Source organism: Chitinophaga polysaccharea (assembly GCF_007829335.1).
GTDB classification, from domain to species: Bacteria; Bacteroidota; Bacteroidia; order Chitinophagales; family Chitinophagaceae; genus Chitinophaga; species Chitinophaga polysaccharea_B.
In genome coordinates this window covers 385,414-407,785 of sequence record NZ_VIWO01000003.1, presented here as the reverse complement: position 1 = coordinate 407,785, position 22,372 = coordinate 385,414, and the positions used below count along the sequence as shown (strand labels likewise).

The following is a 22,372-nucleotide window of genomic DNA, read 5'->3' as shown; positions in this document are numbered from 1 at the left end:
TGGTTCTATTATCTGTCGATATCTGCCAATACATAATCCATTCCTCCCAGTATCGATAAAAGATCTGCCACGGTATATCCGCGGCTGATCAGCGGAATCATCTGCATATGCGGGAAAGAGGGCGTTCGTACTCTTACCCGGTAGGCAGCGGTATTGCCATCGCTCACGAGGTAATAGCTGTTCCATCCTTTGGTGGCTTCTGTACAGCTCATGGCTTCCCCGGAGGGAATAACAGGTCCCCAGCTCACATTCAGGAAATGGTGAATCAGTGTTTCTATATCCTGCATGGTGTTGGCCTTCACCGGAGGGGTTGCCAGCGGGTGGTGCGACTTATAGTCTCCTTCGGGCATCCAGCTCATGCATTGCTCTATGATGCGCAGGCTTTGCCTCATTTCTTCCACCCGTACCACGGCGCGGTCGTAGCAGTCGCCATTCTGTGCCACCGGGATCTCGAAAGCAAAGTTTTCGTATCCGCTATAGGGACGCTTCTTGCGCATATCCCACTCCAGGCCGCAGGCACGCAGTCCGGGCCCGGTAACGCCCCATTCAATTGCCTCCTCCAGGGTATAGATACCAATGCCTTTAGTACGGGCTTTAAAGAGGTAATTCTTCATCACCATGGCGTCATATTCTTTCAGCTGCCGCGGGAAGTATTGCAGGAAGTTTTTCACCAGCACTTCCCAGCCTTTGGGCAGGTCTTGCGCTACGCCGCCAATGCGGAACCAGTTGGGGTGCATGCGGCCGCCGCAGATGGCTTCTATGATCTCAAAAACGCGTTCGCGGTCGGTGAACATGTAGAATACGGGCGATAGCTGTCCCAGGTCCTGGGCGAAGGTGCCATACCATACCAGGTGACTGGCAATGCGGAACAGTTCGCAGAGCATTACCCGGATCACCTGTGCCCGCAGCGGCACGTCGATGCCTCCCAGTTGCTCTACTGCCAGGAGATAGGCCAGGTTATTGTTAACGCCCCCCAGGTAGTCGATACGGTCTGTATAGGGGATGTAGGTATGCCAGGACTGGCGCTCTCCCATTTTTTCAGCACCGCGGTGATGGAAGCCAATATCCGGTACGGCGTCTACAATATCTTCTCCGTTGAGTTGCAGGATAATGCGTAAAACGCCATGTGTACCGGGATGTTGCGGACCTATGTTGAGGAACATGAAGTCGGCATCCTCGCTATGGCGTTTTAAGCCCCATTCTTCGGGCTTAAAGCGCAGCGACTCCTGCTCCCTATCCTGTTTCTCATCGTAGAGCTTAAACGGCCCCATTTCAGTAGCCCTGGCCGGATGCTCCTTACGGAGCGGATGCCCCTCCCAGGTGGTAGGCATCAGGATGCGTTTCAGGAAAGGATGGCCATGGAAGCGGATACCAAACATATCATATACTTCGCGTTCGTACCAGTTGGCAGCAGGCCATACCGTGGTGATGCTCTGGATGGCTGGATATTCGCCGTGGAGACCGGCTTTAAGGCGCAGGAATTCATTTCTTTCGAAAGAAAACAGGGTATACACGATAGTGAAGTCATAGGGTTTATGCCCGTTCTGCTGCCGTTTATACGCACGCTCATCGATGGCCGTGAGGTCATAGAGCATGCGATAAGGCATTTGTATTTCAGCTTTCAGGAACTGTAGTACGGTCACAATATGCTCTTGTGGCGTCCAGAAGGTGGGCGTCCCATCCCGTGTAGCCTGAGGCTGAAAGGTGATATCACCAAAACGGGTGCTTAATTCCGCTGCAATGCGCTCTGGCATAGCGTATTAAGTTTTAGACGATGAGGGTAAACAATCTTATGATTTCTTCCGGTTATTTATTTCATATATCCGTTATTGTTAGTAACCTTTTATATTTCATCAGGTGTTTTAAAATTGATCATTTGTTGTCTTTTTTCGCGCAGGGTTTCTTTCATAGAAATCTTCTCCGGCCGTATTACGCCTTGTTCGCCGATCACCCAGCTCAGCGGCCTTTTCTCTTTACCTACGCTGTCGCGCAGTAATACGAGTCCCTGCATAAACGCATCGGGGCGTGGCGGGCAACCGGGCACGTATACATCTACCGGTAAAAATTTATCCACTCCCTGCACTACGCTGTAGATATCATACATGCCGCCGGAGTTGGCGCAGGAGCCCATTGAAATCACCCAGCGGGGCTCCATCATTTGTTCATACAGCCGTTGAATAACCGGCGCCATTTTAATGAATACGGTGCCTGCAATGATCATAACATCAGCCTCCCTGGGTGTGCCCCTGATCACTTCTGCGCCGAAGCGGGCCATATCATACTTGGGGGTCATGGCGGTAGCCATCTCCACAAAACAACAGGAAAGGCCGAAATGAAAAGGCCAGAGCGAATTTTTCCGCCCCCACGCCAGCAGGCTTTCTACAGAAGTCAGCATCACACTTTGTTGTATGACTTCTTCCATAGATGTATTGCCGGAGATTTTACCGGTTACCTCATTTGCATTAGTCAGCCACCATTTCATACGAAATTGATTTAGCTATGCGTGATTATTTGCTGCTGTTACGTGAGTGCCGGAGGTGTTGAAGTCTTATTTTCCTGGTAATGGTGAATTCCTGAGGGGTGCTTCCTTTTCATTTTTTTGTATGCGCGTAAAATCCTTTTTCCATCGGGCCCGAAGTCCAATGCGCCGTTACGCCATTCATAAATCAGTACTGCCAGTAATATAAAAATGAATATAGATACGCCTATAAATCCCGTCCAGCCTACTTCCTGGTATGCAATGGCCCAGGAAATAATCAATACGGTTTCGATATCGAAGATAACGAACAGCATTGCAACGAGATAAAATTGGGAAGGAAACCGGAGCCTGGCAGACCCCGTGGAGATGATACCGGACTCATATGCTTCACCGGTAGCACGATCTTTATGATGCTGGCCCAGCACATAAGACAGGCCCAGGATGGTACCAATCAGTACCACCACGATAGCCGCATAGGCCAGTAAAGGCCACATGGGCGTAATGTCAGAAACAGCGCTTTTCAAAGTGTTCGCCCTCCGAGCGATTTACTTAAAAGTCCGTTATGCCATGCTTTAGAAAAAAACCAGTAGTCTGCTTTCCAATCTACTGAACACGTCTGCTATTAATGATTAACTAGTCTGTAAACAACAATTAACCAGTCTGTAAACCGCCATCTCACAGAGGGGCACCGGATATACATCCGGCTCATAACATGTCATTTTCTTACTAACGGTAAAGACTCTATGAAAATAAAGTTACTAAAACTACCGCGAATGAACAAAACTGTTTATACTGCACTCATCAGGTATGTGTACCGGTAATATAACACTCGAGACTGGTAATGATATACCGTTGGTCATCGATAATAAACTTCACCACGTCACCGATAGAAATCAATCCTATCAGTCTTTCTCTATCATCTACCACCGGCAGGTGACGAATTCTTTTATCTGTCATTAATGCCATGCAGTCTTCAATAGCATCATCTTCTGTAACAGTAATAGGCCGCTCTGTCATAATTTCCCGGATCAATGTTTCCTTAGAGGCACGTCCCTTCAGGATCACCCGGCGGGCATAGTCACGTTCTGAAAAAATTCCCAGGAAACGATCATTCTCATCTACTACAGTCAACGCACCTACGTTATGGTCTACCAATTTCTGAAGGGCCTCAAAAACGGTGTTGTCAGGATTTATGGAGTATACTGCATGACCCTTAGCCTGCAGGATATTACGTACTTTTCCCATGGCAAGCTGCTTTTTAAGAAGTAAATAAATGAAAAACCACCATTCCTAAGTTACCATTTTTCAATGTTAAAAGCAAGGCAGTGGAAAAAGAAAGTTATTTGTGTAAACAATACACAATGATAGAAAACTGGTTAGCACAACTATCTTCCGGCGCATAAAAAAGCCGGGAACAAACGCGTTCCCGGCTCCTTATGGTAAAGTAGAAAAATTACAGCGCAGTTGCTCCGGATACCGGTGCTGCCGCTTCCTGGTGCAAATCAAATACCACGATGGTATTCTCTCCTTTCTTCAGCCAGGGGGCAGGACAGTATAGACGTTTCTGTGGGCCTATTTCCCAGTAGCGTCCCAGGTTATGGCCATTTACCCATACTATGCCTTTCTTATAATTCGACATATCGATATAGGTATCGCCGGTTTTATCCAGCTGGAAAGTGGCTTTATAGAACTGGCCCGGCTTTGCCGCGTTGCTGGCAGACGGGGTGAGTTCCTGTACATATTTTTCTGTCATTGGCAAACCGTATACTTCCCAATTCATCAGGGTCATACCGTTCAGGACTACACGATCCGTAATTCCCTTGCGGTCAATGATAGCCTCTGCAAAATTGATACGGCCCATGCCTTCTACCAGGATTTCCAGTACCGGGTCTTTCACGTCGCTCGCAGGAATATCGATCGTTTTTTCACCGAGGCAGCGATCCAGCTTCCCGATATATTTTCCGTTCAGAAATACCGTGGCATAGTCGTGCAGATCCCTGATGGTGAGCTTACCGCTCTTATGCCCGATGAGGGTAGTTTTATACAACATAAAGCCATAATCCTGCCCAAATGCCTCAAATGGCTTAGGCTGCGGCGTTTGCACGGCCTGTGGCAAATGATCCCATACGGAAGTGAAAGACGTCAGGTTGATAGCTGGAATAGTAATCGTAGGAATAGGCGCCGGAACCGGTGGTAATTTTTTACCCTTTGGGAGATAACTACCGATAAGTTGACGCAAAGCCTGGTATTTAGGCGTAGCGCTCCCCTGCTCGTTAATAGGCGCATCATAGTCGTAGCTGGTTACATCGGGCTCATAACCGCCTTTACCACCTGAATTAGCCCCGGCGGTATAACCGAAGTTGGTACCTCCATGAATCACATACAGGTTAAAAGAGCGTTTGGTGTCCATCAGGAATTTTACCTCTTTGGAGATACCTTCAATGCCCGGGCGTTGCCATTGTTCGCCCCAATGCGTTAACCACCCCGGGTATGATTCGCTACTGAAGGCGGGTACATTGGGATTCTGTTTTTTAGCTGCTTCAAAATCTGCTTCAGATCCGCCAGAATCCAGTCCTATAGCTGCGCCATCTACACCACCAGCTTCCAGCATATAAGAGGTAGGGCCATCAGCTGTATAGAAAGGAATATTGATTCCCTGTTTTATCCACAGGTCTTTCAGGGCGTTTAAATATGTTTTATCGTTACCGTAACTGCCATATTCATTTTCTATCTGCATCATCACCACCGGGCCGCCATTGGTGACCAGCAACGGCTTTACTTCCGCTGCCAGGTGCTCCACATAGCGGGTCACCGCTTCCATATAATGCGGGTCCATGCAGCGTACCTTAATATCCGGCGTCTGCAACAGGTAAGGTGGTAAACCACCGAACTCCCATTCTGCACATACGTAAGGCCCCGGGCGCAATAGTACCCACATGCCTTCCTGCTGGGCTATTTTAATAAACTCCGCGATATTATGGTTCCCGGTACTAAAATCAAACTGACCTTTCACAGGCTCGTGATAGTTCCAGAAAACATAGGCAGCAATGGTATTGCAACCCATAGCCTTTGCCATTTGAATGCGATGACGCCAGTATTCGTGTGGAATACGGGCCGGGTGCATTTCTCCGCTGATCATCTGGAAAGGTTTGCCATCCAGCAGGAAATCCGTTTTGCTTAAAGCAAAAGCATGTTTACTCTGTGCCTGTACGGCCTGTCCCATCCAGCAGGACAACGCCAGCATGCCACTTAGAATTATTTTCTTCATTGTTCAGATAAATTGCCGATAAGCGTTCAAAATACGCTAAATATTTTAAAATCGGTAAAATTGAAGGGCTGCAATTTTATACCCGGATATGCTCCGGTCATAAAACTACAGCCCTTTCAGACAAGCCCTATATGGCCTTATTAAATATTTCCTTTTTTGCGTTCGCTGATCGCGTGATCGCAAGCCCGCGCGGTAAGCGCCATGTAAGTGATAGATGGATTTACGCAGGAAGAAGAAGTCATGCAGGCGCCATCTGTTACATACACGTTTTTAGCCGCGTGTACCTGGTTGAAACCATTGAGCACAGAAGTTTTAGGATCTTTACCCATGCGGGCAGTTCCCATTTCGTGGATACAATGGCCCGGAGGAGGCGCCGCGTCGTAACCTCCCACGTTTTTCAGCCCCGCTGCTTCCAGCATTTCAATGGCACTGGCCTGCATATCCTTGCGCATGGCCAGTTCGTTTGCCTTGAACTCGCAATCGATATCGAGCGTAGGCAGACCATATTTATCTTTCTTATTCTTATTGAGCGTTACCTTATTTTCAAAATAAGGCAGGTGTTCACCCCAGGAGCCCACGCCCATATGCCATTTTCCAGGCTCAGTCTGAGCTTCCTTCAGCGCCACGCCAATACCATCCCAACTGATACCTCTACCCCTGCCGGCGCCGCCCTGGTAGCCAAATCCACGCACATAATCTTTCTGCATGGTTTTGTCATTGGTATTGCGGAAACGGGGGATATAGATGCCATTCGGCCTGCGGCCGCTGCTGTAATACTGATCCTCAAAACCTTCAAACTCGCCACCGGCGCCTACACCAAAGTGGTGGTCCATCAGGTTATGCCCCAGCTGTCCGCTGTCGTTACCAAAACCATTCGGAAAACGATCGGATACAGCGTTCAGCATAATCCAGCTGGTGCCCAGTGTAGAAGCATTCAGGAAGATGATGTCGGCATAATATTCTACCGTTTGCAGGGTATGGGAGTCCATCACCCTTACACCGGTAGCTTTGGCTTTATCCTTATCATATAATATTTCCAGTACAATAGAATCCGGACGCAGGGTCATATTCCCCGTGGCGGCGGCAGCCGGCAGGGTAACGCCATTGCTGCTGAAATAGCCGGTAAACGGACAACCGCGGGCGCAGAGGCTACGGTACTGGCAAGGGCCGCGGTTGTTCAGTCCTTTGGTCAGATGTGCTGCCCTACCGATGGTAATGATGCGGTCATTGTATTTTTCCTTTATTCTGGCGGCCACATGTTTCTCCAGGCAGTTCATCTCCATAGGGGGCAGAAAAACGCCATCCGGCAGTTGCGGCAAGCCCTCGGCTTGTCCGCTCACACCGATGTATCTTTCCACGTATTCGTACCAGGGAGCAATATCCTTATAACGGATAGGCCAGTCCACTCCGTGCCCGTCTTTCGCGTTGGCTTCAAAGTCGAGATCGCTCCAGCGGTATACCTGGCGGCCCCACATGATGGAACGTCCGCCTACATGGTATCCCCGGAGCCAGTTGAACGGCTTTATTTCGTTGTAGGGATTTTCTTTATCATTTACCCAGTATTGCTGGGTAGCCTCGTCAAATGCGTAGCAACGGCTCTGGATAGGGTGATTTTCCCTCATTTCGTTGCTGATGCTGAGATGATGGGCAAATTCCCAGGGGGCTTTCATGGCAGTGGTGTAGTCCTTGATATGTTCTACGTTACGGCCTCTTTCCAGCACCAGTGTTTTCAATCCCTTTTCACTCAACTCCTTCGCCGCCCAGCCTCCGCTGATACCAGAACCTACCACGATCGCATCGTAGGTATTTTCCTTGACGGCTTTAATATTCAGATTCATAGATCCCTTTTTAGATATTACCTTTCTTTAACTCTTTCACCGCGTAGTCTACTGCACGGGCAGTCATTGCCATATAAGTGAGGGAAGGATTCACACAGGAAGCAGACGTCATGAAGGAGCCATCTGTTACAAATACGTTCTTCACCGCATGCATCTGGTTGAAGCCGTTGAGCACGGATGTTTTAGGATCACGACCCATACGTGCGGTACCCATTTCGTGAATGGCCATACCCGGATAAGAGCCGTTGTCGTATGTTTTCACGTTTTTAATACCTGCTGCTTCCAGCATTTCTGCCGCGTCATTCATCATATCGACCCGCATTTTCTTCTCATTTTCCTTGAATTCGGCATCGAACTTCAGTACTGGCTGGCCCCATGCGTCTTTCACGGAATTGTCGAGCGTTACCTGGTTGGCTTCGTATGGCAAGCATTCGCCGAAACCACCTAAACCGATGCTCCATTTGCCCGGTTCAGTAAGCATTTCTTTGAAGTCTTTACCCACGCCCATTTCCGCGATACCGCGGCTCCACCCGGAGCGGCTGGCGCCACCCTGGTAACCGAATCCGCGGATATAATCGCGCTTATCGGTACCGATGTTGCGGTAGCGGGGAACATAGATACCGTTGGCACGGCGACCGAAATAGTATTTGTCTTCATACCCTTCTGCGGTACCGGAAGCGCCTGTACGGAAGTGGTGATCCATCAGGTATTTACCCAGTACGCCGCTGTCGTTGCCCAATCCGTTGGGGAAGCGGGAAGAGGTAGAGTTGAGCATTACAAAGGTAGAACCCAGGGTAGAACCATTGATGAAAATGATTTTAGCGTAGTATTCTACCATTTGTTTGGTGTGCTTATCGATCACTCTTACGCCGGTAGCTTTGCCTTGTTTTTCGTCGTAAATCACGGAGTTCACGATAGAATCAGGACGCAACGTGAGGTTGCCGGTAGCCCGGGCAGCCGGCAGCGTAGAGGATTGTGTGCTGAAGTAAGCGCCAAACGGACATCCGCGGCTGCAGAGGTTACGGTACTGGCATTTTTCACGGCCGGGCAGTGGTTGCGTGATGTTCGCTACACGCCCCATGGTAATGATACGGCCTTTGAATTTATCTTCCACACTCTTCTTTACATCCTTCTCCACGCAGTTCATTTCCATGGCGGGCATAAACTGACCGTCAGGCAGCTGCGGCAAGCCCTCGCGGGTACCGCTGATACCGGCAAATTTCTCTACATAATCATACCAGGGGGCAATGTCCTTATAACGGATAGGCCAATCTACCGCGATGCCGTCTTTCAGGTTGGCCTCGAAGTCGATATCACTGAGGCGATAAGACTGACGTCCCCACATAATAGATTTTCCACCCACGATATCGGGGCGGTACCAATCGAAACGTTTTACCTCGTTGTAGGGGCTTTGTGAATCGTTGATCCAGTATTTTTCGTTGTGCTCACTATAAGGATAGTCACGGCTGAGTTTAGGATGCGTTTCCCGTTGATCTACCGTAATACGGCCACGGTGTGGAAATTCCCAGGGATCTTTAGTAGCCGTTTCGTAGTCTTTCACGTGTTCCAGTGGTTTACCACGGTCCAGCATAAGTACTTTCAAGCCTTTTTCAGTCAGTTCTTTGGCAGCCCAGCCACCACTTACACCAGAGCCAATTACAATAGCATCAAAGGTGTTTTCTTCCTGTGCTTTTATATTCAGGTTCATGTATTATCAGATTTAACGCATAAAGAAAGAAAGCATTCGGTTGTTAGTGCTTAGTGGGTTAACACGTCTGCATTCGCTAACAGCCGGCAACCATTATATTATACCGCCCAGGCTTTTTCGCCTTTGGTATACGGCGTACAGCCTTCATACTTACCTGGAACAGGCACATAGCGCAATGCCTTGGTAGCGCCTGGCTCAGAGGTAAAGTAGCCCAGGAGGGTTAATTCCTTCAGGTATTGGAAATAATGGGTAGGATCTCCTTCTTTTTTGTCTTTGCGTTTATTGTAGTCTACACGTTCCTGCTCAATTTTAGTCAGCAGTTCAGTACGTTGTTCCGGGGTGATGTCCATGAAGCCTTTCTTAAATTGTTTGTCACTCGCTTCATCAATTTTCTTCAGGCCATCCAGGAATACTTTCTGGTCTTCTTTCTTGTAGCAATCGTTCATCATCACGATGATGAAGTCTTCTACTTTAGCGTCTTTGGCGCCTGGCGTACCGGTTCTGGGTATAATAGTTTCCGCGATCTCTGCCAATAATGCCCTGGTTTCAGGCTTTTGCAAATCATAGTTCTTCGGTGCGGAACCTGTGCAGCTTTCTAAAGCTGATAACGTGGAAGCGGAAATGGCTGTACCCAACAAAATTGCCACATTCCTTATTGCGTCTCTTCTATGCATAAATAGTAAATTGATTTGACCGTTGAACAAGTTGAAAAAAATAATTCTAAAAACCAAATTAATATTAGAAAAGGCATAACGCATAAAGTTGAAAGCAAAAAGCTATTAAAGCGAATGACCAGCGCGATTTTTAATATTCGCAAAGATCATTCGCTTTAATAGCTTTTTGCTTTCAGCTTTATGCTTTCGGCTTAGAGTATGTACTTGCCTTTGGCATCGACCAGTACTACTGGCAGCTTATGGTGCTTTTCGAAATAGTCGTAAGCAGATCTGAGCTCCGTCCAAAACTGTTTGGAAGAACCATCGGTGAGTGTAAAGGTGCCAAGGTAGTTCATGGAACCCTGATTGTTGAATTTAACGGGAAAAACGTGCACGGGGATAAAATCCTGTCCTGCATTTTTAGCATTTACGGCCAGCACGTATACCTCATCGATAAACTCGTCGGTTAACGGAATACAACCTACTGTGATACAGTTGCCGTGGATATAGATTTCACCTCCCGGATTTTTCTGATCGCTCAGGATGCGGTCGGAATAGTTGGGATAATTAATACCCAGGGAGAGGTGATAGTTACTGTTTGGATTGAAGTCGTTGATATAATAGAACCCTTCCGGCACCTGGCGGTCACCTTCTTTACGCTTAGGCCCCATTTTCCCGGACAAGGTACAAACCCGGTAGGATTTGAACAGGCGGAAGCTATCTGATGCGTTATTCTTCACCCAGATCTCCATTTCGCTGTCCAGTTTAAAAGAGCGTATGAAAATATATTTCGCAGGATAGGCAAGCCCTTTCTTTTCAAACTCTTTTTTGAGCAACTCCTCTTTTTCCCGGTAGGCCTCCCCTACTTTGGGAAACATTTTCTGATTTTCGAGGAAAGACTGCTGCGCAAAAATTTTACCGGCACCGAGCAATATCAGAACGATTACAACAAGTCGCTTCATATACTAATTCAACAAAATTTTAATATTAAACCAGATTCACGTAAGCAAGATAAAACAATAACAGCGAAAGAATAAAATATACTACCATACTCACCTTTTTGCTGGCAATCTTAAGTATATAGTGTTTATGTCCCTGGTAGATCAATATAGCCGTGAACGCCTGAAAAATTCCTCCCAACAAAAATAGTACGCCGAATAATGTTTGCATCTTCATAAAAAACGAAACTCCTGGTTTTAATATTGTAAAGTTACAGATTATTGCCTTACTGTAGCTTTATCCATTCCAGTTTCACCACTGCTGCATCCACACCGGAGATATAAGTGCCACGCATGGGAAATTTACCGGTATTATAGGCATAAGAATACGTGCTGGTGATTATCCGGGAAGAATTGGCGCTGTTATAGTTTTCTGTTACGATATTATGCGCCGATAAATGTGCCACGTTCAGGTCCATCAGGCCGGCCAGCTCCGGGTGTTGCTGTTGCGGATTAGGGCGGTTATCGTAAGTATAGGTGACCATGGCCGTATGCATAAACCTGCTGTAGCCCGGTTGCTTACCGTAAGTATCCATTCGGGAGATGTCGCCGTCTTCATTCCAGGTAAACTGCTGGTAACCGGTATTTTCCCAGGCGCCTTTCTGTGCGTTTTTACTTACCTGGTAGCGGAAGGCCAGTTTACCGGCATCGTTATATACCAGCGAATCGTAGGCATATACGGCATTATTGCGGTAGTAGCTGATTTTGGCCATATTATCACCACCAGGCGCATAATCGTAGGATGTATACAGTTCGCCGGTAGTGGCATTTTCGTCATCTGCCATCAGGCTTTTTACCAGGCGGCCATTTTCATATACCGGCAGCTGTACATCGTTGTAATCAGCATTTTCTGTTTTGTGCTGTTGCACAATTTTCCGGATCGTTTTGTCAGCATTGTATTCCAATACGGTTTGCCCTGCCGGAGAAGATATTTTATGCAGATAAGTATCTGACTGGCCATTGTTATCAATGCGGAAAGCTGAAAAGGCAAGGGCAGAAGCGATGAGCATGGCTGCGCCAGCCCATTGAATGGATAATCTGTTGAGCATAGGTTTTACATTAAGAAAAGTTAAAGTATATAAAAGAAGTCATAAAAATAACCGGAAATAAAGGAAGTGTTAGTTATTAAGTTGTTAACAACAAGGAACTTCCAGAACAATATTTATTATGCACGCATTCTCTTATTATCTAAAATTACATATTAAAATTAATAAATATTTATACAAATAAAAATAAAAAAGCCCGCCGGGCAATCCAGGCGGGCTCTGCATTTAATAGTTGTAACCATCAGTGGCGGGTTATAGTAACCGTACACCTGATAAAAAGGTCGTGTTTATTATAAGTTACCACGCAGGGCCTGTTCTCTTTCGATCGATTCAAAAAGGGCCTTGAAATTGCCTTTACCGAAAGACTGTGCTCCTTTACGCTGAATAATCTCAAAAAATACGGTTGGGCGGTCCTGTATAGGTTTGGTGAAAATCTGCAACAGGTATCCTTCGTCATCCCGGTCTACCAATATGCCCAGTTTTTGCAGCGGGGCAATTTCTTCATCAATTTTGCCTACCCTGTCGAGCAGCGTTTCATAATAAGAAGAGGGCACTGTGAGGAATTCTACTCCCCTGCTTTGCAGTTCAGTCACCGTTTTTACGATATCATTGGTGGCAATGGCCACGTGTTGTACGCCAGGGCCGCCGTAGAAATCCAGGTATTCTTCGATCTGGGATTTTTTCTTTCCTTCTGCCGGCTCATTGATCGGGAATTTCACACGGCCGTTGCCGTTACTCATCACCTTACTCATCAGGGCAGAGTATTCGGTGGAAATATCGCTGTCATCGAAAGAAATCAGGTTCCTGAATCCCATTACACGTTCGTAGAACGATACCCAGGTATTCATTTCATTCCAGCCTACGTTACCCACGCAATGATCCACATATAATAAACCGGTATCCGCAGGATTATAAGCAGTTTTCCATTCTTTATAACCAGGCAGGAAAAGTCCCTTGTAATTTTTCCGCTCCACGAAAATATGCACTGTGTCACCATAAGTGCGGATACCGCTGCGTACGACCTCGCCAAACTCGTCCTTCTCTACCACCGGCTCCAGGTAAGGGGTGCCACCGCGTTTTACGGTTTCTTCAAAAGCAGCGCGGGCATCATCTACCCAAAGAGCCAGTACTTTAACGCCATCGCCATGCTTGGCCACGTGGCGGGCAATATCAGTATCGGGCAACAGGGAAGTTGTCAGCACAAACCGCAGTTTATTTTGTGCCAACACATAGGAAACCCGGTCTCTTACCCCGGTTTCCGGACCTGCATAAGCCACAGATTGAAAGCCAAAAGCTGTTTTATAGTAATGGGCCGCCTGCTTGGCATTGCCTACATAAAACTCAACATAGTCGGTACCGTTGAGTGGTAAAAAATCCTGCTGACCGGTTAGGTTGTCGGCATTCATTAATGCTGTTTCCATAACATTCAATTGTTTTGGTTCTATTAAGGAGGTTGATTTTGTTATTACTCTGCCCAGCTCATTACATAGCTGCCATCTTCAATGTCTAATGCTGCTGCTGTTATCTGTAACGGATGGAAAGTATCCACCATCACTGCCAGTTCTTTTGTTTCTTTAGCGCCGATGCTCTTTTCCACGGCGCCCGGGTGCGGTCCATGCGGGATGCCCGCCGGGTGCAGCGTAATCATACCGCGTTCCACATGCTTGCGACTCATAAAGTCGCCATCCACATAGTATAATACCTCATCGCTGTCGATATTACTATGGTTATACGGAGCCGGAATAGCCTGCGGATGATAGTCGAACAGGCGCGGACAGAAGGAGCATACCACGAAGTTGTTGCCTTCAAATGTCTGGTGCACCGGAGGTGGCTGGTGCACCCTTCCGGTAATTGGCTCAAAGTCGTGGATGGAAAAGGCAAACGGGTATTCGCAGCCATCCCATCCTACCACATCGAACGGATGATGTTTATAATGGAGCGGGTAAATAACGCCTTTCTTTTTGGCCAGGATCAGGAAATCGCCTTCTTCATCGATCGTTTCCAGGTTTTCCGGCTGCCTGATATCCCTTTCGCAATAGGGCGAATGTTCCAGCAGCTGGCCATATTTACTGAGATATCTTTTGGGATAACGAATCGGACTAAACGACTCTACAATGAACAGGCGGTTGTCTGCCGTGTTAAATTTGATCTGGTAAATCGTACCACGTGGAATTACCAGGTAGTCGCCATAACCGAAAGTCAGTTGTCCGTACTGTGTTTTCAGGGTACCGCTTCCTTCATGCACGAAGATCATTTCATCGGCATCTGCATTTTTATAGAAGTACCCTTCCATGCTTTTGCGGGGAGCTGCCAGTACAATATGCAGGTCGCTATTGACCAATACCGCCTTGCGGCTCTGCAGGAAATCATCTTCCGGCTTTACTTTGAAGCCCATGAAGCTGCGGTGTTTCAGCATTTTTTCTTCCGCTATTTTGGGCGCTACGGAATAGGGCTCGTCTACCTTCACTATCTCCGTAGGTGGGTGACAGTGATATAATAAGCTGGAGTGAGAAGAAAAGCCTTCCGTGGAAAATAGCTGTTCCGAATACAGCTTGCCATCCGGTTTGCGGAACTGGGTATGGCGCTTATGTGGTATTTGTCCAAGTTTATGATAATGTGGCATAACAGGTAAATTGAAAAGATTGTGCTGGTGTACGATGATTGTGCTGGTGTACAATTAATAATTGAATGGGTGTATGATTGCCCGGTTGCCGGTAAATAAAATCATTTGCGTAGTGGGTTGCAGGAAACCTGTAAATGTGAACTGGTAAACAGTTGTACACGCACAGGAATAGCAACGGAATACTATTACAAAGTTACGGTATATAAACACGAAGAATGGCCGTTAGAGGCCGTTGGGAAAGGTTATGCCAAAGCCGAATCCATGGCAAGCGTTGCCATGAGGAAGTAGTAATTTGACTGACTGTTGCTTGTATATTTCAACGAAATGGACAAGTGGCGATTGTTTAGGTCACTAAGGTAAGGATATAATTTAATAATCTCCAAAAGATGTTATGGAGATGAAAGACAAGTCGGGGTATATGACAATCCGGTCAGTGGAGCAGTAAAAATCCGGCTAAGAACAACTACAATTGTCTCAATATTATCATTGATTCAGTATTTATTGAAAATAATGAAATAGTAAAATTATCAAATAATTTTTCCTTCATTGAAAATATATCATTAAAAGCAGCACAATAACACACAAATACAAACTAAACAGCCTTTTTTTGAAACATTTCTAAAAATGCTCACTGCGCTTTTATTTACCGGTGTAATTGCGGACTTTTGTTACACAATCGTCATATTTCAATAGTGATACCGTTTAATACATATCAATCCTTTACAATAACCACTGCTTCCCGGCAGGTGGTTTCGGGCACTATGGCGACCACGTCTACCATTATTACAACCCCAGTGCGGGGTTAGTTTTCACATATGATCCAATGACCACAACAGGTGGTACCTAACCGGGAGGACCCGGAGTTATCTACGTATAAATTTTCCATATGCAAGTATTAAAATTCGGCGGCACTTCAGTAGGAAGCGCCAAAGCAATAGAACAGGTTTGTCACATCCTCAAACAATATAAACCTGCAGGACAGTATGCCATTGTAGTATCCGCACTGGGAGGAATTACGGACAAGCTTATACGCTGTGGTCAACTGGCTGAAAAAGGCAAGGAAGCCTACAAAGAAGTGTTGCAGGAAATTGAAGCCAGGCACCTGGATACCATCCGTGAACTGTTCCCTATCACCGCACAAAGCAGCCAGATCAGCCAGCTGAAGAAAAAACTCAATGCCCTGGAAAACCTTTGTGATGGCATCTTCCAGGTAGCGGAACTAAGTCCCCGTACCCTTGACAAAATCATGAGCTACGGCGAATTGATGTCCTGCGTGATCGTAGCAGAAAAGTTGAAGCAACAGGGATTTTCCGCCAGCTGTAAAGACAGCCGCGAACTGATTGTTACCGATCAGCAGTTCGGTCATGCTACCGTTAACTTTGTTACCACCAACCACAATATTGCACAGTTCTTTGCGCAGAATACCAGCGACTACGTAGTACTTCCCGGCTTTGTAGCCGCTACTGCAGAAGGAGAAACTACTACGCTGGGCCGGGGCGGCTCCGATTATACCGCCTCCATTGTAGCAGCCGCTGTAAATGCATCCGTACTGGACATATGGACCGATGTAAGCGGCATGATGACCGCCGATCCCCGCATGGTATCACAGGCTATTCCTATTTCACATATCTCTTATGTAGAAGCGATGGAGCTGTCGCACTTCGGCGCCAAAGTCATCTACCCTCCCACCATTCAACCAGTGATGAGTAAACGTATTCCCATCTGGATCAAAAATACTTTTGCGCCTGAAGATCATGGTACCCTGATACAGGACAACGAAGAACGGAGTTTACCCGTTACCGGTATCTCCGGTATTCAACATATTGCCCTGCTCACCCTCGAAGGTAGCGGTATGGTGGGTATTCCCGGTTTCTCCAAACGGCTGTTTGAATCCCTGCTACGGGAACGCATCAACGTTATCCTGATTACCCAGAGTTCCTCTGAACACTCCATCACCGTAGGCATTCATGAAGCGGATATGCTGAAAGCCAAAACTGCGGTAGACAGTGAGTTTGGACAGGAAATACTGGAGAAGCGTATAGAACCGTTGCAGGTAGAAAAAGATCTCTGCATCGTGGCCGTAGTAGGCGACAACATGAAAAATCATCATGGCACCAGCGGCAAGCTTTTTGGCACCCTTGGCAGAAATGGTATCAATGTAAGGGCCATTGCACAGGGATCTACCGAAAAAAATATTTCCGCCGTCATCAACAAGGCTGATATCAGGAAAGCGTTGAACGTGATGCATGAAACCTTCTTTGAAACACCGCTCAAACAGATCAACCTCTTTATAGCGGGCGTAGGCAACGTGGGTAGTAAACTACTGGAACAACTGCAACAGCAGGAACATTACCTGCGCAACGAGCTGGGCTTGCAGGTGAGGGTGATCGGGCTGGCTAATAGCAAACATACCCTGGTAGCTGAAACCGGCATTGTACTCGATGACTGGCGTACCCAACTGGCCAGCGGAGCGCATTTAAATACTGATGATTTTGTACAACAAATCAAAGCGCTGAACCTGCGCAACAGCGTATTTGTAGATAATACCGCCAGTGCCGATATTGCCGCCGTATACCACGAGTTCCTGCAACATGGTATTTCCGTAGTTACCTGCAATAAGATTGCCTGTTCTTCCGATTATGCCTACTACAAGAAACTCAAGGACCTGGCCCGGAAATACAATGCCTCCTTCCTATTCGAAACCAATGTGGGTGCCGGTTTACCAGTGATCAACACACTGAATGACCTGATCCGGAGCGGCGATAAAGTACATAGTATAGAAGCCGTATTGTCCGGCAGCCTGAACTTTGTATTCAATCATTTTGTGAATGGCACCAGCTTCCGGCAGGTGGTAAAAGCCGCACAGGATGAAGGATATACCGAACCAGATCCGCGGATAGACCTGAGCGGGAAAGACGTGATGAGAAAGATTCTGATCCTGGCACGGGAAAGTGGCGCCGCCATTGAGATGGATGAAATCACCAACTACTCTTTCCTTCCCGGTGCCTGCCTGGATGCGCCATCGGTGGCAGACTTTTATGAAACGCTGGATGTACATGCCGGCCATTTCCAGGGATTGCGGGAAGCCGCTGCCGCTGAGGGCAAGCGATTGAAATTTGTAGCCCGTTATGAAGATGGTAAAGCATCTGTGGGCCTGCAAAGCGTAGGCGTGGATCACCCGTTTTTTAAACTGGAAGGCAAGGATAACATTGTACTGTATAGTACCAGTCGCTATAAAGACCAGCCGCTGATCGTAAAAGGCGCCGGTACAGGCGCCGATGTTACCGCCTCGGGCATATTTGCAGATATTATCCGCAGTGCCAGATTATAAATTTTATATGAAGACTTTGCGGATTGTTGCAAACGTAAAAATCAATTCTTAAATTAAACTAACTAATACGGTTTATGGATAGTATCAAAGTATTTGCGCCGGGAACTGTGGCCAATGTTGCCTGTGGATTTGACGTAATAGGACTGGCACTGGATGCGCCGGGAGACGAGATGATTCTCCGCAGGAGCAGTGAACCAGGTATCCGTATTACTGCCATCCATGGTGCCGACCTGCCCCTGGAAGCATCCAGGAACGTGGCCGGGGTGGCTGTTCAGGCGTTATTACAGAAATATGAGCGACCTGATATTGGTATTGAAATAGAGATCTTTAAAAATATACATCCGGGCAGCGGCATTGGCTCCAGCGCCGCCAGCAGTGCGGGCGCTGTAGTAGGCGTAAATCACTTGCTGGGCGAGCCTTTTACCAAAAAACAACTGGTGCGTTTTGCCATGGAAGGCGAAAGGCTGGCCTGTGGCTCTGCTCACGCAGATAACGTAGCGCCGGCCATCCTGGGTGGCTTTACCCTGGTAAGAAGCTACCGCCCGCTGGATATTACCGGTTTACGTACCCCGGAACATTTATGGGTGACCGTTATACACCCACAGATCGAAGTAAAAACATCGGATGCACGGGAGATCCTGAAACAAAAAGTACTGATGACCGATGCCATCCGCCAGTGGGGTAATGTGGCCGCGCTGGTAGCTGGTCTTTACCAGGACGATTATGAGCTGATCAGCCGTTCGCTGGAAGATGTGATTGTAGAGCCGGTGCGGGCCATCCTGATCCCGGCATTTCATGAGCTGAAATTAAAATGCAAAGAAGCCGGCGCACTGGGCGGAGGAATTTCCGGTTCCGGCCCATCTGTTTTTATGCTGAGCAAAGGTGAAGAGAATGCCCGCAAAGTAGCGGCCACCATGGATAGCGTTTACGCACCACTGGGAGTAGATTATAAAATCTATGTATCCCAAATCAACACCGCAGGTGTAAAAGTGATTGACTAACCTTTTAACAACGTTTTATTCATGCAGTATTTCAGCTTACAAAACAAGCAGCACCAGGTAAATTTCGAGACAGCAGTTGTACAAGGATTAGCACCAGACAGGGGACTTTACTTCCCGGAGCAAATTCCCAGCTTAGACAAAGAGTTTATCAGTCACCTGCAAGATTATACGGATCATGAAATCGGACTTAACGTCATCCGCCCGTTTGTTGGAGATGAAATACCCGAAGCAGCATTAAAAAAGATCGTAGCAGATACCTTACATTTTCCTTTTCCGGTACAGAAAGTAACCGGTCATATGTATGCGCTGGAGCTGTTCCACGGCCCTACACTTGCTTTTAAAGATGTAGGCGCCCGGTTTATGGCCGGCTGCCTTGGCTATTTCCGCCGCAATGCCACACAACCGGTTACCGTGCTGGTAGCCACTTCCGGCGATACCGGTGGCGCCGTGGCCCATGGCTTCTACCAGGTGCCGGGCGTAGAGGTAGTGATCCTGTACCCCTCTAAAAAGGTGAGTACCTTACAGGAAAAGCAGCTTACTACCTTAGGGCATAACATCCATGCACTGGAAATTGCCGGCACCTTCGACGACTGCCAGCAGCTTGTAAAGTCAGCGTTCCTGGATGCAGAATTACAGGCCCACCGGCCATTGACCAGCGCCAATTCCATCAATGTGGCGCGCTGGCTGCCGCAGATGTTTTATTATTTCCTGGCTTACAAACAAATGAAAGCAGCCCATCCACGGCTGGTATTTTCTGTACCCAGCGGCAATTTTGGTAATATATGCGCCGGTATGATGGCTGCCGCCATAGGGTTGCCTATTTCACATTTTGTGGCCGCTACCAACGTTAATGATACGGTACCCCGCTTCATGGCCAGTGGCAAATACGAGCCGGGTACCGCTACGCCCACCCTCTCCAATGCAATGGATGTAGCCGACCCCAGTAATTTCGTACGGATCTTACAGTTATTCGGCAACAACCTTCCCCAGCTGGCAGAGCGATTTACCGCCTATAGCTTTAATGATAAAGATACCATCCGCACCATGGAACAGGTATGGAAAGAGCATCATTATATGCTGGACCCGCATGGGGCCGTAGGTTTTATGGGCTTACAGCGCTACCTGCAAAATTCGCCGGAACTGACGGGGGTTTTCCTGGAAACAGCGCATCCTGTGAAGTTTGAAGACACTGCACCGAAGTCTATCCGGGAAGAAATATACACGCCAGCCAAGGTAATGTCGTTATACGGCAAGGAAAAAGAAGCTACCTTATTACCAGCAGATTATGCTACGCTTAAAAACTGGTTAATGCGGTAATGATTCTGTAGTTTTGGCGCCAGTATGAAGTATTTATTTATCCTCCTGTTGTTCGTGGGTGCCGTAGGCTGTCATGAGTCCGGCACCCGTCACGCAGCTGATGCCAATGCTGCTGATTCGGCCTTATATAGTGATATTATCCGCCCTGTTACAGATTCTATACAACGGTTTCCGGAAAATGATGCCCTGTATTACCGCCGTGCCCTGCTGTTGTTTAACACCAACCCGCAGCTGGCGCAGGCTGATTTTGAGAAAGCGGCCTCCCTGCAACCTTCCAATACAGATTACTGGGCCGGCGCCGGCGAAGCCGCGCTGGTAGTGAACAATTATCCCAAAGCCGCCAGCAGTTTCGAAAAGGCACTGGCTATCGCTCCCGGCTATACGTACCTGCAATACCGCCTGGCCACCGCTATGATTGAAAATAAACAGTATGGTCCGGCCGATAGTATTGCCGGTGTGCTGGCACAAAGCAAAGAGGCCCGTGATAAAGCCTTTTACCTGAAAGCCAGGATGGCAGAAGACCGGCGCGATACCGCAGCTGCTATCCAGTACCTCACCACCGCTATACAGGCAGCCGGCAACCAGGCAGAATTTGAAGCCGTGATGGAACTGGGCGATTTGTTGCGCAGCAGGAAAGAACCCCGGGCCGTTGATTATTATCAACAAGCCTGGCGGATGGATACGACCAATGCCCAGCCCCTGTACGAAGCCGGGCAGGCACAGGAAACTTATCTCAATAATCAGGAGCGGGCGTTGGCCACTTATCGCCAATGCATTATAGCAGATCCGGGGTTTGAGCCGGCTTACCTGGCTATTGGTAAAATTTACAGGGGTAAGCGGGACTGGAAACAGGCTTATACTTATTTTAACCTGGCCGCCAAAGCAGCACCTACTGATGCGTGGGCATATTACTACCGGGCGGAGAGCCAGGAGCAGCAAGGCAATAAAGCCATGGCCGTAGATGATTATACCAAAGCTGCTTCCTTCAAAAAAGATTTCAAAGAAGCCAGAGAGGCCTTACAGCGACTGAAGCCTTAATTGCTTACATTTACATGACTCAAAAATATTGCAGTTGGAAAAACATCCTGTTTTAGTGGCGCCGTCCTTGCTGGCAGCGAATTTCCTGGAGCTGGGAAAAGAAGTGGACATGGTTAATCGTAGTGAGGCCGACTGGTTTCATCTCGATGTGATGGATGGCCGGTTTGTACCGAATATCAGTTACGGTCTGCCGGTGATTGCCCAGATCAAACAAAAGGCCAATAAGCCCTGCGATGTGCACCTGATGATAGAAGAGCCCGAGAAGTATGCAGCAGATTTCAAAAAAGCAGGCGCCGATATTTTAACTGTACACTATGAAGCCTGTATACACCTGCACCGGAATATTCAGCAAATCAAGGGACTGGGCATGAAAGCCGGTGTAGCCCTGAATCCGCATACGCCTATTGAGCTATTGGAAAATGTGATTCGTGATATCGATGTAGTACTGGTGATGAGTGTAAACCCTGGTTTCGGTGGTCAAACCTTTATAGAGCAGACCTATCATAAAATCAGGCAACTGCGGAAACTGATTACAGATCATCATGCCCATGCGTTGATAGAAGTGGATGGAGGCATAGGACCAGAAAATGCCGGGCAGTTAATCCAGGCGGGAGCCAATGTGTTAGTGGCAGGCAGTGCGGTCTTTTCCGCTGCCGATCCCGAAAAGATGATTCATCTCCTTAAGACAAGTGCGCAATAATCTCCTTAGATAAAGGTTTGGTGAGATAGCCGGTTACAAAGCTGTAGCTGCTCACGCGCTCTTTGTCCTTCTCATCAATGGATGAGGTCAATACAAAGATCCGGATGTTCTTGGGGAGTTGTGTACAGAACCCGGCATACTCTTCCAGGAACTCCCAACCATCCATCACCGGCATATTGAGATCGAGCAAAATAAGATCAGGTAAGGCTTCGGGACTGCTGGCGTTGGTACGGAGATAGTCCAGTACATCCTGCGCATCTGAAAATACCCGGATGTGGTTACTGATAGCCTGACGTTCGATCATGATTTTAGCAATCTGCTGGTGAATCGGGTCATCATCTACAATAAAAATCGTATCGATCAACTTCATAA

18 protein-coding genes are annotated in these 22,372 nt (G+C 47.6%); 5 read left to right on the top strand and 13 right to left on the bottom strand.

Translation table 11 applies throughout. The features are described 5' to 3' along the window. Positions 1–8: 8 nt before the first annotated feature. From nuoC to FHW36_RS13180, 12 genes are all read right to left on the bottom strand, one after another. A complete protein-coding gene (nuoC, locus tag FHW36_RS13235) occupies positions 9–1,754 on the bottom strand; it encodes an NADH-quinone oxidoreductase subunit C/D (RefSeq protein ID WP_145669355.1) in 1,746 nt (581 codons plus the stop codon). An 89-nt stretch (positions 1,755–1,843) separates the two neighbouring features. Continuing rightward, positions 1,844–2,482 carry an NADH-quinone oxidoreductase subunit B gene (locus tag FHW36_RS13230; RefSeq protein ID WP_145669351.1) on the bottom strand — a complete coding sequence of 213 codons (639 nt, stop codon included), beginning with the start codon at positions 2,480–2,482 and terminating at the stop codon, positions 1,844–1,846. A 38-nt stretch (positions 2,483–2,520) separates the two neighbouring features. Next, complete coding sequence (locus FHW36_RS13225) at positions 2,521–3,003, bottom strand: NADH-quinone oxidoreductase subunit A (protein ID WP_246121145.1); 483 nt, start codon at positions 3,001–3,003, stop codon at positions 2,521–2,523. Positions 3,004–3,280: 277 nt separating this feature from the next. Beyond that, positions 3,281–3,724 (bottom strand): CBS domain-containing protein, encoded by a 444-nt coding sequence (locus FHW36_RS13220; RefSeq protein WP_145669348.1) that lies wholly within the window; start codon positions 3,722–3,724, stop codon positions 3,281–3,283. A 208-nt stretch (positions 3,725–3,932) separates the two neighbouring features. Next, positions 3,933–5,747 carry a glycoside hydrolase family 35 protein gene (locus tag FHW36_RS13215; protein WP_145669345.1) on the bottom strand — a complete coding sequence of 605 codons (1,815 nt, stop codon included), beginning with the start codon at positions 5,745–5,747 and terminating at the stop codon, positions 3,933–3,935. Between the two features lie 140 nt (positions 5,748–5,887). Continuing rightward, complete coding sequence (locus tag FHW36_RS13210; protein WP_145669335.1) at positions 5,888–7,585, bottom strand: GMC oxidoreductase; 1,698 nt, start codon at positions 7,583–7,585, stop codon at positions 5,888–5,890. A gap of 10 nt (positions 7,586–7,595) precedes the next feature. Next, positions 7,596–9,293, bottom strand: a complete 1,698-nt coding sequence (locus FHW36_RS13205; RefSeq protein ID WP_145669320.1) for a GMC oxidoreductase — start codon at positions 9,291–9,293, stop codon at positions 7,596–7,598. A 98-nt stretch (positions 9,294–9,391) separates the two neighbouring features. Then, entirely contained in the window at positions 9,392–9,967 is a 576-nt protein-coding gene (locus tag FHW36_RS13200; protein WP_145669313.1) for a gluconate 2-dehydrogenase subunit 3 family protein, read from the bottom strand. A 191-nt stretch (positions 9,968–10,158) separates the two neighbouring features. After that, complete coding sequence (locus FHW36_RS13195) at positions 10,159–10,908, bottom strand: L,D-transpeptidase family protein (RefSeq protein WP_145669310.1); 750 nt, start codon at positions 10,906–10,908, stop codon at positions 10,159–10,161. A 263-nt stretch (positions 10,909–11,171) separates the two neighbouring features. Next, positions 11,172–11,993 carry a hypothetical protein gene (locus FHW36_RS13190; protein ID WP_145669308.1) on the bottom strand — a complete coding sequence of 274 codons (822 nt, stop codon included), beginning with the start codon at positions 11,991–11,993 and terminating at the stop codon, positions 11,172–11,174. Between the two features lie 287 nt (positions 11,994–12,280). Then, positions 12,281–13,411, bottom strand: a complete 1,131-nt coding sequence (gene hppD, locus FHW36_RS13185; protein ID WP_145669305.1) for a 4-hydroxyphenylpyruvate dioxygenase — start codon at positions 13,409–13,411, stop codon at positions 12,281–12,283. A 44-nt stretch (positions 13,412–13,455) separates the two neighbouring features. After that, positions 13,456–14,613 (bottom strand): homogentisate 1,2-dioxygenase, encoded by a 1,158-nt coding sequence (locus FHW36_RS13180; RefSeq protein ID WP_145669296.1) that lies wholly within the window; start codon positions 14,611–14,613, stop codon positions 13,456–13,458. Positions 14,614–15,499: 886 nt separating this feature from the next. On the opposite strand from FHW36_RS13180, the gene thrA reads away from it, so the two are divergent. The 5 genes from thrA to rpe all read left to right on the top strand — a co-directional run bounded on the left by thrA (position 15,500) and on the right by rpe (position 22,000). Continuing rightward, on the top strand, positions 15,500–17,944 hold the full coding sequence (gene thrA, locus FHW36_RS13175; protein ID WP_145669286.1) for a bifunctional aspartate kinase/homoserine dehydrogenase I: 2,445 nt from the start codon (positions 15,500–15,502) through the stop codon (positions 17,942–17,944). 74 nt (positions 17,945–18,018) lie between these two features. Further along, complete coding sequence (locus FHW36_RS13170) at positions 18,019–18,945, top strand: homoserine kinase (protein ID WP_145669277.1); 927 nt, start codon at positions 18,019–18,021, stop codon at positions 18,943–18,945. Positions 18,946–18,966: 21 nt separating this feature from the next. Further along, positions 18,967–20,262 (top strand): threonine synthase, encoded by a 1,296-nt coding sequence (gene thrC, locus FHW36_RS13165; protein ID WP_145669270.1) that lies wholly within the window; start codon positions 18,967–18,969, stop codon positions 20,260–20,262. A 24-nt stretch (positions 20,263–20,286) separates the two neighbouring features. Continuing rightward, complete coding sequence (locus tag FHW36_RS13160) at positions 20,287–21,300, top strand: tetratricopeptide repeat protein (protein ID WP_145669267.1); 1,014 nt, start codon at positions 20,287–20,289, stop codon at positions 21,298–21,300. A 34-nt stretch (positions 21,301–21,334) separates the two neighbouring features. Beyond that, complete coding sequence (rpe, locus tag FHW36_RS13155) at positions 21,335–22,000, top strand: ribulose-phosphate 3-epimerase (RefSeq protein WP_145669264.1); 666 nt, start codon at positions 21,335–21,337, stop codon at positions 21,998–22,000. Here rpe and FHW36_RS13150 read toward each other — a convergent pair. Continuing rightward, the gene (locus FHW36_RS13150; protein WP_145669261.1) at positions 21,981–22,370 is read right to left on the bottom strand and encodes a response regulator; all 390 of its coding nucleotides are present in this window, start codon (positions 22,368–22,370) and stop codon (positions 21,981–21,983) included. The two genes, rpe and FHW36_RS13150, sit on opposite strands and share 20 nt — an antisense overlap. Between the last annotated feature and the right edge of the window lie 2 nt (positions 22,371–22,372).

Bases quoted from the DNA above. Each gene is read 5' to 3' on its own strand.
- FHW36_RS13210 (WP_145669335.1), bottom strand. From the start codon at position 7,585: ATGAATCTGAATATTAAAGCCGTCAAGGAAAATACCTACGATGCGATC.
- nuoC (WP_145669355.1), bottom strand. From the start codon at position 1,754: ATGCCAGAGCGCATTGCAGCGGAATTAAGCACCCGTTTTGGTGATATC.
- FHW36_RS13200 (WP_145669313.1), bottom strand. From the start codon at position 9,967: ATGCATAGAAGAGACGCAATAAGGAATGTGGCAATTTTGTTGGGTACA.
- FHW36_RS13190 (WP_145669308.1), bottom strand. From the start codon at position 11,993: ATGCTCAACAGATTATCCATTCAATGGGCTGGCGCAGCCATGCTCATC.
- thrC (WP_145669270.1), top strand. From the start codon at position 18,967: ATGCAGTATTTCAGCTTACAAAACAAGCAGCACCAGGTAAATTTCGAG.
- FHW36_RS13205 (WP_145669320.1), bottom strand. From the start codon at position 9,293: ATGAACCTGAATATAAAAGCACAGGAAGAAAACACCTTTGATGCTATT.
- FHW36_RS13230 (WP_145669351.1), bottom strand. From the start codon at position 2,482: ATGAAATGGTGGCTGACTAATGCAAATGAGGTAACCGGTAAAATCTCC.
- FHW36_RS13150 (WP_145669261.1), bottom strand. From the start codon at position 22,370: ATGAAGTTGATCGATACGATTTTTATTGTAGATGATGACCCGATTCAC.
- FHW36_RS13160 (WP_145669267.1), top strand. From the start codon at position 20,287: ATGAAGTATTTATTTATCCTCCTGTTGTTCGTGGGTGCCGTAGGCTGT.
- hppD (WP_145669305.1), bottom strand. From the start codon at position 13,411: ATGGAAACAGCATTAATGAATGCCGACAACCTAACCGGTCAGCAGGAT.
- FHW36_RS13180 (WP_145669296.1), bottom strand. From the start codon at position 14,613: ATGCCACATTATCATAAACTTGGACAAATACCACATAAGCGCCATACC.
- FHW36_RS13215 (WP_145669345.1), bottom strand. From the start codon at position 5,747: ATGAAGAAAATAATTCTAAGTGGCATGCTGGCGTTGTCCTGCTGGATG.
- FHW36_RS13170 (WP_145669277.1), top strand. From the start codon at position 18,019: ATGGATAGTATCAAAGTATTTGCGCCGGGAACTGTGGCCAATGTTGCC.
- FHW36_RS13195 (WP_145669310.1), bottom strand. From the start codon at position 10,908: ATGAAGCGACTTGTTGTAATCGTTCTGATATTGCTCGGTGCCGGTAAA.
- thrA (WP_145669286.1), top strand. From the start codon at position 15,500: ATGCAAGTATTAAAATTCGGCGGCACTTCAGTAGGAAGCGCCAAAGCA.
- FHW36_RS13220 (WP_145669348.1), bottom strand. From the start codon at position 3,724: ATGGGAAAAGTACGTAATATCCTGCAGGCTAAGGGTCATGCAGTATAC.